The sequence below is a fragment of the Methyloceanibacter sp. genome (assembly GCF_049590335.1).
Classification (GTDB): Bacteria; Pseudomonadota; Alphaproteobacteria; order Rhizobiales; family Methyloligellaceae; genus Methyloceanibacter.
In genome coordinates this window covers 1-7491 of the sequence record NZ_JBAWCQ010000095.1, presented here as the reverse complement: position 1 = coordinate 7491, position 7491 = coordinate 1, and the positions used below count along the sequence as shown (strand labels likewise).

The following is a 7491-nucleotide window of genomic DNA, read 5'->3' as shown; positions in this document are numbered from 1 at the left end:
TCGCATTTGTATTCACAATTTTCATGGTCACGCTCGGTCCCATAAAGGCCATCCCTGGTTTCTATGCTCAAGCGAAAGACATGGAGGCCGCCGACGCACGGGCACTTGCCTTCAAGGGCACGCTCCTCGCTTTGGCAATCTCATTGGTAATTGCCTTGATAATGCCTGTTGTCCAGGCGAGTTGGCGCGTCACCACCGACGACCTTCGGATCGCCACTGGCATTTTGCTGTTCATGTCGGCATATCAAATTCTGGCCAACGATACGACCGCGCCGTCTCCGGATGCGCCGACGAAGTATCCGGCTCTCTCTCCCGTTGCGATTCCAGTCATAATTACGCCTTGGGGCGCGATGGCCATACTCATGGCAATGGGGCTGGCGGGGGACAATGCGGAGCTAGCTAAGACGGTCATCATTTTGCTCTTTGTGATCATGGGCCTAAACCTCGTTGGAATGCTGTTTGCCAAACGCATCGTCGAGCTGGTGGGCGTTGTGAGCTTCAAGCTCTTAGGCTGGATTTTTGCGGTACTGCAAGCAGGGCTCGCCGTTCATGTCTTTGTGCATGCCTTGGAGAACTGGGGCGTAATCAGCAGCAGCTCATGACGATCTGAAATGACGGCCGAGCCAAGTCGAAGGAACCGGCGCGGACTGCGTCGTCTCTTCGACGCTGAGGAGACAAACTATTCAACCCTTGAGGAGACAAGCTGTGTCAGACGTGAAGCTGGAAACCGTACTGAACAACGATGCGGTGAACGTGACGAAAGTTACGACGCCTGCGGGTTGGGTTGGAGAGCACACTCACCCGGGAAATCAAATGGCAATCGTGCTGAGCCCGGTGACGATGACTTACAGTGAAGATGGAAAAGAGTTCACCAAAGAGTACGACGTCGGGGACGTCGTCTGGATCGACAGCGTCACCCACGATCACAGCACTAACGTTGAACGAACCTATCTCATGCTCACTTTGAAGTGACAGATGGGGAGCGCACTCAAAACGCACGACCGAGGCGTTCAGACTTCGGGATCAACGTAAGATCGGGGCATCGCGCCTTATTGCGGGAACAGCAGCTGCACTTGGAAACGCAGCTGCCAATCAGCACCGCCTTCCGTGTTGATAACATTGTCATAGGCTTGCAGCGACGTGTTCACGGGCTGCGCGCCCACATCGAAGACGCGCCCAACACCACCGCCGATAGGCAGGACCCACCGGTCGCCATCGTCGCGCATCCAATCTGCCGTCATTATCGGCTCGGAGACGAGATACCAGCCCGTCTCACCAAAGTTGTAGTTGATGAAGTACTGCAGCAGGAACTGGTTGATGTCTGCGCGGTCGCTTTCGCCCGCGAAGGACCAAACATTGCTGGCGAGCGGGGCGGTCAAACTCGCCGCATCATCCCCACTAGTCTGGTATTATAGCAGACGCTGCGGGAAGTGTATTGGCAACCCGCATGCCCGCATCATTTGTGGGTCGTTGTGGTGTTCAGCTGGAGGGATCTCGAATGTCTGGTTTGGATATCTTTGCGATCATCGTTTTGTTGATTTTGCTTTTTGCCGTGGTCGCCATTTGGATTGTGCTGGCTATGCTGCCCGGCAAGATCGCTGCCAAGCGCAACCATCCGCAGGCCGAAGCTATCAACATAGGCGGCTGGCTCGGGGCGATCCTTGGCGGTGTCTTCTGGCCATTCTTCTTAGTATGGGCCTTTACGAAGCCCATTCGCATCACGTCCGCCGGAGAGGCGGAAGAGATCCAGGACTTATATAAGCGCATCGCCGCGCTGGAGGCCCAGGGCACAAGCCGGGTAGGTCGTAAATGATCGCCTTCCTGACACTCTGCTATGTCGGAATTCTCGCGCTACTCGTTTGGCTCAAATTCCTGCCTAACACGCTTTGGACGTGGGTCTCCACCCTTGCCTGGATGGTGTTGCTGTTCGTTGTGTTGTTCATCCCGATGCAATGGGGTGCTCCTGCCGGTCCCGCGCGAACCATGACCTACACCGTGCAGATCATCCCCAATGTCGCCGGGCCTGTAACCGAAGTACCGGTAGAGGCCAACCGGCCCATCAAAAAGGGCGACGTTCTTTTCAAGATAGATCCAACGACCTACGAAGCTGCGCTGGAGGCCACCCAGGCTCAGTTGAACTTTCAAGAGCTGCGCCTGAAGCAGTATGAGCAGCTCGCTAGCACGGCGGCAGGAACAAAGTTTCAAGTCGAGGAAACCGCAGCGCAGGTCAAGAAGTTCGCGGCGGAGCTCGAAACAGCGAAGTGGAATCTACAGGAGACCACGGTGCGTGCCCCCGCTGACGGGTATGTAACCTATGTGGCCTTGCGGCCAGGACAGCGCGTGGTCACGTTCCCCTTCCAGCCGGCAATGACCTTTGTGGATACCTCCCGCAAGATCGTTGGTGTGCATATCCAGCAAATCTACCAGCGCCATCTAGCGCGCGGCCAGAAGGTCGAAATGGCTTTCAAGACCCGTCCGGGCCGTATCTATACCGGTACCGTCAATGCCGTACTCCAGGTCACCCACGAAAGCCAAGCGGTGACTGGCGGCACGGTGCCTGCCGCGGAGATCATCCAAGCAGAGCCGTTCTTCGTGCGCATTAAACTGGATGATCCCGAGCCGGACTTGCCGGCAGGCACCGCCGGCACGGCCGCAATTTATACGAAGAGCGCTGGCATGACGCACATTATCCGCAAAGTCATGATCCGCATGGAGTCCTACATGAATTACGTCATTCCATGGCTGTGAAATTACTGAAGCCAGAACCGAATTGATAGGGCGTCAGGCCTGCGTATACCTGCATGCCGAATGTGTTCTTGGATGTCGGCCGTCGGACAGAATCCAGCCATATTTTGCGCAAAAACCGGTGGAAGGTTGGCGCCTCTTTAAAGAAGCGCGGCCCGTGGGCCGTTCTGCTATCGTCTGATCTGCCCGCGGGCTCCAACCGCGCGCCGACCACGAAATTTTCAGTAAGCGTCCAATTCATGTCCGCCGAACTTGCATTCAATCGAAACGCCGATGTCGATTACGGCGTGGCCGAAGAGGTCGCGCCAGGCGTTCGGCGCGTCGTGGCGAACAATCCCGGCCCGTACACGTTTCTCGGGACGAACACCTATATCGTAGGCACCGACGAGGTCGCGATTATCGACCCTGGGCCCGCGAACGAGGCGCATCTCGATGCCATCGCCCGTGCCACGCGCGGACAGCGCGTCAGCCATATCTTCATTACCCACAGCCACCGTGATCACTGTGACGGCGCCCTGCCCTTACAGCAGCGCCTCGGCGGCGAGATCCTCGCCTTTGGCCCGACCGGAACCGAGCGCGGCGCCATTGCGCCCGGCCTTGGCGACGGTTTCGTAGATACGGCTTTCAAGCCGGACATCCCAGCCTCGGACGGCGACACAATCAAGGGAAGCGGGTTTGCGCTGGATGTGTTGCATATGCCCGGACATGCGCCGGACCATTTGTGCTTCGCGCTCATCGGCCAGCGGACGGTATTCACCGGCGATCATGTGATGGGGTGGAACACGACGGTCATCGCGCCCCCCGAGGGCAGCATGGCCGACTTTCTCGCCTCACTCGAGCGGCTCGCAGAGCGGCATGACAAGGTTTTCTTCCCCGGCCATGGCGGGCGCATCGAAACGCCGCGGCGCGTGGTCCGAGCGTATATGACCCACCGCATCTGGCGCGAGCACACGATCCTCGCCTGTATCGACGAAGGCGTCGGCTCAATCCCCCGGATCGTAGCCCGCCTCTATGGCGGGCTGGACGCCGACCTGAAAGTGGCCGCGGCCCTGTCGGTTTTGGCGCATTTGGAATTCTTGATCGCGCGTGGTCTCGTCGCGACCGAAGGTGCGACGGAAGGGCTCAGCGCCTTCTACGTACGCGCCGCTTCCGGGTCCGGCGCCGCTGCTTCTTCTTAACTTCCTTCGCGGGAACCGCAACGGGCTCTTCTGTCTCTTCGGCGGCGGTCTGTTCGAGGACGGTTTTCTCACCCTTCTCCAGGGCCGTGTTGACCTCTTCGTAGAAAGTGCGTACGCGGTCCGCATTGGCCCCGAAGTCGTGGGTTCCGTAACGCGACGCGGAGCGGATATCGATCACCGCGGAAGTATCATTCCCCTTCACCCGCACCACCACGTCGTCGGTGTAGCCCATGATCATCGTGCTGTCGGTCGCTTCGATCCGGCCGATCCCACTCTCCCCCGGCGTCTCGTTGACCACCACGGTCCAGCCGAGCTGCTTCACCGCCTCGTTGACGACCGTGAAGACGGCCGCCGCAGATCGATCCACGACGATCGGACCGATATCGGGATAGGCTTCCGCCTGACGCTGGGCGGCCTCCGGCGATTGGCCGGCAAGCGGGTTGGCGTCACGCGGACGCTGCTCCATAAGCACGGTGTATTGCAGCGGATCGGCGGGCGATGTCTGCACATCGTTCAACACCGGTAACAGGAACGCTTTCGACAAAAAGAAGGCCGGAAGCGCCAGGCCGATCAAGCCGACAACGATTGCGGCGAAGTTGTTTGCCGCGCCGGTCTGGCCGCCGAACCAAATGCGGATCAGCGAGACAACGGCGATGAGAACCGCGAGAGCAAGGCCCACCATCGACACACCAACCAGATTGATGGTTGCCCCAGTGTTGAGGCCGAAGAACCGATGCAGCACCGCCGTGAGAATCAGAAGCTGGAGGAAGAACACAGCGATGCGGCGTGCCCACCGGGCCTCGTGCGCCTCCTTCACCACGTAGCGCGCGGTCGCGTAGCGTTCGATGGTGTCTTCCGCGGTCAATTTATCTCGTCCTCATGCGCGTCCCCGTCGGGCGTCATCATACCTAGCGAGCCTGCTCGCGATAGCACAGTTAAGATCAAGGATTGAGGCGCGTTTTAGTCCACGCTTCGTCCGGTGTCGCCCTGCGGAACACGATCCGGTCGTGCAGACGGTAGTCTCCATTCTGCCAAAACTCGATCTCGACCGGGCAAACCCGGTAGCCGCGCCAATAGTCTGGCCGGGTTACCTCGCGCCCGTCAAATTGATCCGCATAGCGCGCTACGGCCTCTTCCAGTGCGGCGCGGCTCTCCAAGGGCCGCGATTGTTCCGAGGCCCAGGCGCCGATCCGGCTCTGCGGGTGGCGGGTGGCAAAATAGGCATCCGCCTCCGCATCGGTCGAAGGCTTTATGAGCCCACGTATGCGAATTTGCCTGCCAAGGCTCTTCCAGTAGAACAGCAGCGCGGCCTTTGCGTTGGCAGCCAGCTCCCCACCCTTAGCGCTCCCGCAATTCGTGTAGAACACGAAGCCGCTTTCGTCCGCGCCTTTCAAGAGAATCATCCGCAAGTTCGGGAGCCCGTCCGAATCAGCCGTGGCCAGGGCCATTGCCTCCGGGTCGCACGGTTCGGATTTTTCCGCTTCCGCAAGCCACGCCTGAAACAGCGCGAAAGGGTCGTCTGCCGCGGTGAAGTCTTGATGGTCCATCATAACTTTCCTGTCACTCCGCCCGTAGCGATACAAAAAAACTTCCCGGCTCGGTACGGGCATTTACGTTTTGCTCACCCTGATAGGCCAGGATCGTTTCTGTTGATAGAGGGCGCGGGGGGATTTCAGTATCCGCGTTAGTATTTGGGGACGGTTTGTTATGCGTACGTTCCAATGGAACGCCCCTATCATGGGGGCGGGGGCTCTCGTGTTGTGTGTATTGCTCCCCGCCCTCGTTCCTCTCAAGGCAGAGGATCGCGAGGCACATGTAGTGGTGCCGGTTTACGAGACCGTGCCGCCAGATACCGTGACGGAGCCGAATGGCTCCCTTTCAGGTTCCCTCGCGGAACTTAAAACCACTCTCGACCGTTCAGATAAGGCAGTCGCACTCAAGGCCCTGCAAATGGCCCTGACGGAGCTTGGCGACGGCGTGACCCTTGTTTGGCGGCGGCAAGCAAGCCAGCTCACAGGCCGGGTCAAGCCCATCTCCGCGTTCCGGGACACGCAAGGCCGTGTATGCCGTACCGTGATCTATTCGCTGGCACGGGACGGGACGGAAAAAGAAATCGAAGGCGTTGCTTGCCGATCGGCAAACGGCCGCTGGGCAATCGCCGGATAGAGGGTTTTCATGTCCGAGAGTTACGTCACCCCCGAAACGGCCTCTCCACTTCCTCGCAAAGCGGTTCAGATCCCACAGGAAGCCAGCATGCGCTTCACACCACTGCGGTCTGTGATCGTTGTGCGCAAATATTCCCCGCGCGTGGGCACTGGAGAATTGCGCTCTCCGCTCGTGCCGGTGCGGCGACGAACTACCTAGAACTCACCCCCAGCCCGACAGCACCGGGCTGGCCTTTCCGAGATGGCGAAAGCACTTTCGGCGGGGCCAGCCCGGTGTATAAGAGGCCCTCAGATCCGTTGATGGAGGGCTTATGGCGAACGGTGGAAATCTCATGGCGGGCAAGCGTGGCATCATTTTTGGTGTCGCCAACAATCGCTCGATCGCTTGGGGCATCACCAAGGCCGTCGTCGGCCAGGGCGCCGAAGTCGCACTTACCTATCAGGGCGATGCGCTGAAAAAGCGGGTGGATCCGCTGGCTGCGGACGCCGGGGCGAAACTCGTTCTGCCTTGCGACGTCACCGATACCGCCTCTTTGGATGCGGTGTTCGCGGCGGTCGAGAAAGAATGGGGCGGCATCGACTTTCTCGTCCACGCCATCGCCTTCTCGGACAAGGATCAGCTCGGCGGCCGCTACGTGGACACAACCGAGGAGAACTTCGCCAAGACGATGGCGATCTCCTGCTATTCGCTGACCGCCATGGCGAAGCGCGCCGAACCCTTGATGAAGGATGGCGGCTCGATCCTGACGCTCACCTATTACGGCGCCGAGAAAGTCATGCCCCATTACAACGTGATGGGTGTCGCCAAGGCCGCACTCGAGACGAGCGTGCAATATCTCGCCGCCGATCTCGGCAGGAACGACATTCGCGTCAACGCCATCTCGGCCGGCCCGATCAAAACATTGGCCGCGTCCGGCATTTCGGACTTCCGCTACATTCTGAAATGGAACGAGTACAACTCGCCGCTCCGCCGCACCGTGACGATCGACGATGTGGGCGGCGGCGGCCTCTACCTTCTGTCCGACCTGTCGAAGGGCGTCACCGGCGAGGTCCTGCATATCGATGCGGGCTACCACGTGGTCGGCATGAAGAACGAGGACGCGCCGGACATTTCCGTGGTGAAGGACTAGGGCGGGAGCTACCCCGCCCTTCCCCATTTAGACTTTGCGGAACACGGCTCCTGCGACTGAGCGCGGACGCTCGCGCACACGGCCTCCGTCATTGCCGGAGCGTACGATCCAGTGGCCCTCTTTGGTGCGGCCCGTGATCATGCCCACGTGATGGGGCCAGACGACGACCGCGCCGACGCGGGGCCCATTCAAGGGGCGGCCGCGCTTGGCCCAGTTGCGCGCGAGATTGTATTCAGGCCCTCCACCCAGCTGGGTGCGCATATACCAGCCGCA

10 protein-coding genes and 1 pseudogene are annotated in these 7491 nt (G+C 59.8%); 7 read left to right on the top strand and 4 right to left on the bottom strand.

The genetic code is table 11. The features are described 5' to 3' along the window. Together WBQ77_RS07725 and WBQ77_RS07720 are read left to right on the top strand one after the other, a co-directional pair. On the top strand, nt 1–602 hold a 602-nt coding region (locus WBQ77_RS07725), incomplete at its 5' end, for a MarC family protein (RefSeq protein WP_424059663.1). Between the two features lie 103 nt (nt 603–705). Then, entirely contained in the window at nt 706–972 is a 267-nt protein-coding gene (locus WBQ77_RS07720; RefSeq protein ID WP_424059661.1) for a hypothetical protein, read from the top strand. Between the two features lie 77 nt (nt 973–1049). Here the strand turns inward: WBQ77_RS07720 and WBQ77_RS07715 are convergent, their stop codons facing one another. After that, nucleotides 1050–1379, bottom strand: a complete 330-nt coding sequence (locus WBQ77_RS07715; protein ID WP_424043673.1) for a hypothetical protein — start codon at nt 1377–1379, stop codon at nt 1050–1052. A 119-nt stretch (nt 1380–1498) separates the two neighbouring features. On the opposite strand from WBQ77_RS07715, the gene WBQ77_RS07710 reads away from it, so the two are divergent. From WBQ77_RS07710 to WBQ77_RS07700, 3 genes are all read left to right on the top strand, one after another. Beyond that, nucleotides 1499–1813 carry a DUF3302 domain-containing protein gene (locus WBQ77_RS07710; protein WP_424059659.1) on the top strand — a complete coding sequence of 105 codons (315 nt, stop codon included), beginning with the start codon at nt 1499–1501 and terminating at the stop codon, nt 1811–1813. Next, nucleotides 1810–2748, top strand: a complete 939-nt coding sequence (locus WBQ77_RS07705) for an HlyD family secretion protein (protein ID WP_424059657.1) — start codon at nt 1810–1812, stop codon at nt 2746–2748. Before WBQ77_RS07710 ends, WBQ77_RS07705 begins: the two co-directional genes overlap by 4 nt. A 236-nt stretch (nt 2749–2984) precedes the next feature. Further along, entirely contained in the window at nt 2985–3923 is a 939-nt protein-coding gene (locus WBQ77_RS07700; RefSeq protein ID WP_424042809.1) for an MBL fold metallo-hydrolase, read from the top strand. Here WBQ77_RS07700 and WBQ77_RS07695 read toward each other — a convergent pair. Together WBQ77_RS07695 and pdxH are read right to left on the bottom strand one after the other, a co-directional pair. After that, nucleotides 3868–4788, bottom strand: a complete 921-nt coding sequence (locus WBQ77_RS07695) for a DUF1499 domain-containing protein (RefSeq protein WP_424042808.1) — start codon at nt 4786–4788, stop codon at nt 3868–3870. The genes WBQ77_RS07700 and WBQ77_RS07695 overlap by 56 nt on opposite strands. Nucleotides 4789–4864: 76 nt before the next feature. Next, nucleotides 4865–5473: a pyridoxamine 5'-phosphate oxidase gene (gene pdxH, locus WBQ77_RS07690; protein ID WP_424042807.1), complete on the bottom strand. Its 609-nt coding sequence runs from the start codon at nt 5471–5473 to the stop codon at nt 4865–4867. A 157-nt stretch (nt 5474–5630) separates the two neighbouring features. On the opposite strand from pdxH, the gene WBQ77_RS07685 reads away from it, so the two are divergent. Both WBQ77_RS07685 and fabI read left to right on the top strand, forming a co-directional pair. Continuing rightward, nucleotides 5631–6089 carry an RT0821/Lpp0805 family surface protein gene (locus WBQ77_RS07685; RefSeq protein WP_424042806.1) on the top strand — a complete coding sequence of 153 codons (459 nt, stop codon included), beginning with the start codon at nt 5631–5633 and terminating at the stop codon, nt 6087–6089. 310 nt (nt 6090–6399) lie between these two features. Further along, nucleotides 6400–7218 carry an enoyl-ACP reductase FabI gene (gene fabI, locus WBQ77_RS07680; protein ID WP_424042805.1) on the top strand — a complete coding sequence of 273 codons (819 nt, stop codon included), beginning with the start codon at nt 6400–6402 and terminating at the stop codon, nt 7216–7218. A 27-nt stretch (nt 7219–7245) separates the two neighbouring features. On the opposite strand, the pseudogene WBQ77_RS07675 reads toward fabI, so the two are convergent. Continuing rightward, a pseudogene (locus WBQ77_RS07675) lies at nt 7246–7491 on the bottom strand (hypothetical protein); the annotation flags it as partial.

Coding starts and splice junctions, on each gene's coding strand:
- WBQ77_RS07710 (WP_424059659.1), top strand. CDS start 1,499: ATGTCTGGTTTGGATATCTTTGCGATCATCGTTTTGTTGATTTTGCTT.
- fabI (WP_424042805.1), top strand. CDS start 6,400: ATGGCGAACGGTGGAAATCTCATGGCGGGCAAGCGTGGCATCATTTTT.
- pdxH (WP_424042807.1), bottom strand. CDS start 5,473: ATGATGGACCATCAAGACTTCACCGCGGCAGACGACCCTTTCGCGCTG.
- WBQ77_RS07700 (WP_424042809.1), top strand. CDS start 2,985: ATGTCCGCCGAACTTGCATTCAATCGAAACGCCGATGTCGATTACGGC.
- WBQ77_RS07705 (WP_424059657.1), top strand. CDS start 1,810: ATGATCGCCTTCCTGACACTCTGCTATGTCGGAATTCTCGCGCTACTC.
- WBQ77_RS07685 (WP_424042806.1), top strand. CDS start 5,631: ATGCGTACGTTCCAATGGAACGCCCCTATCATGGGGGCGGGGGCTCTC.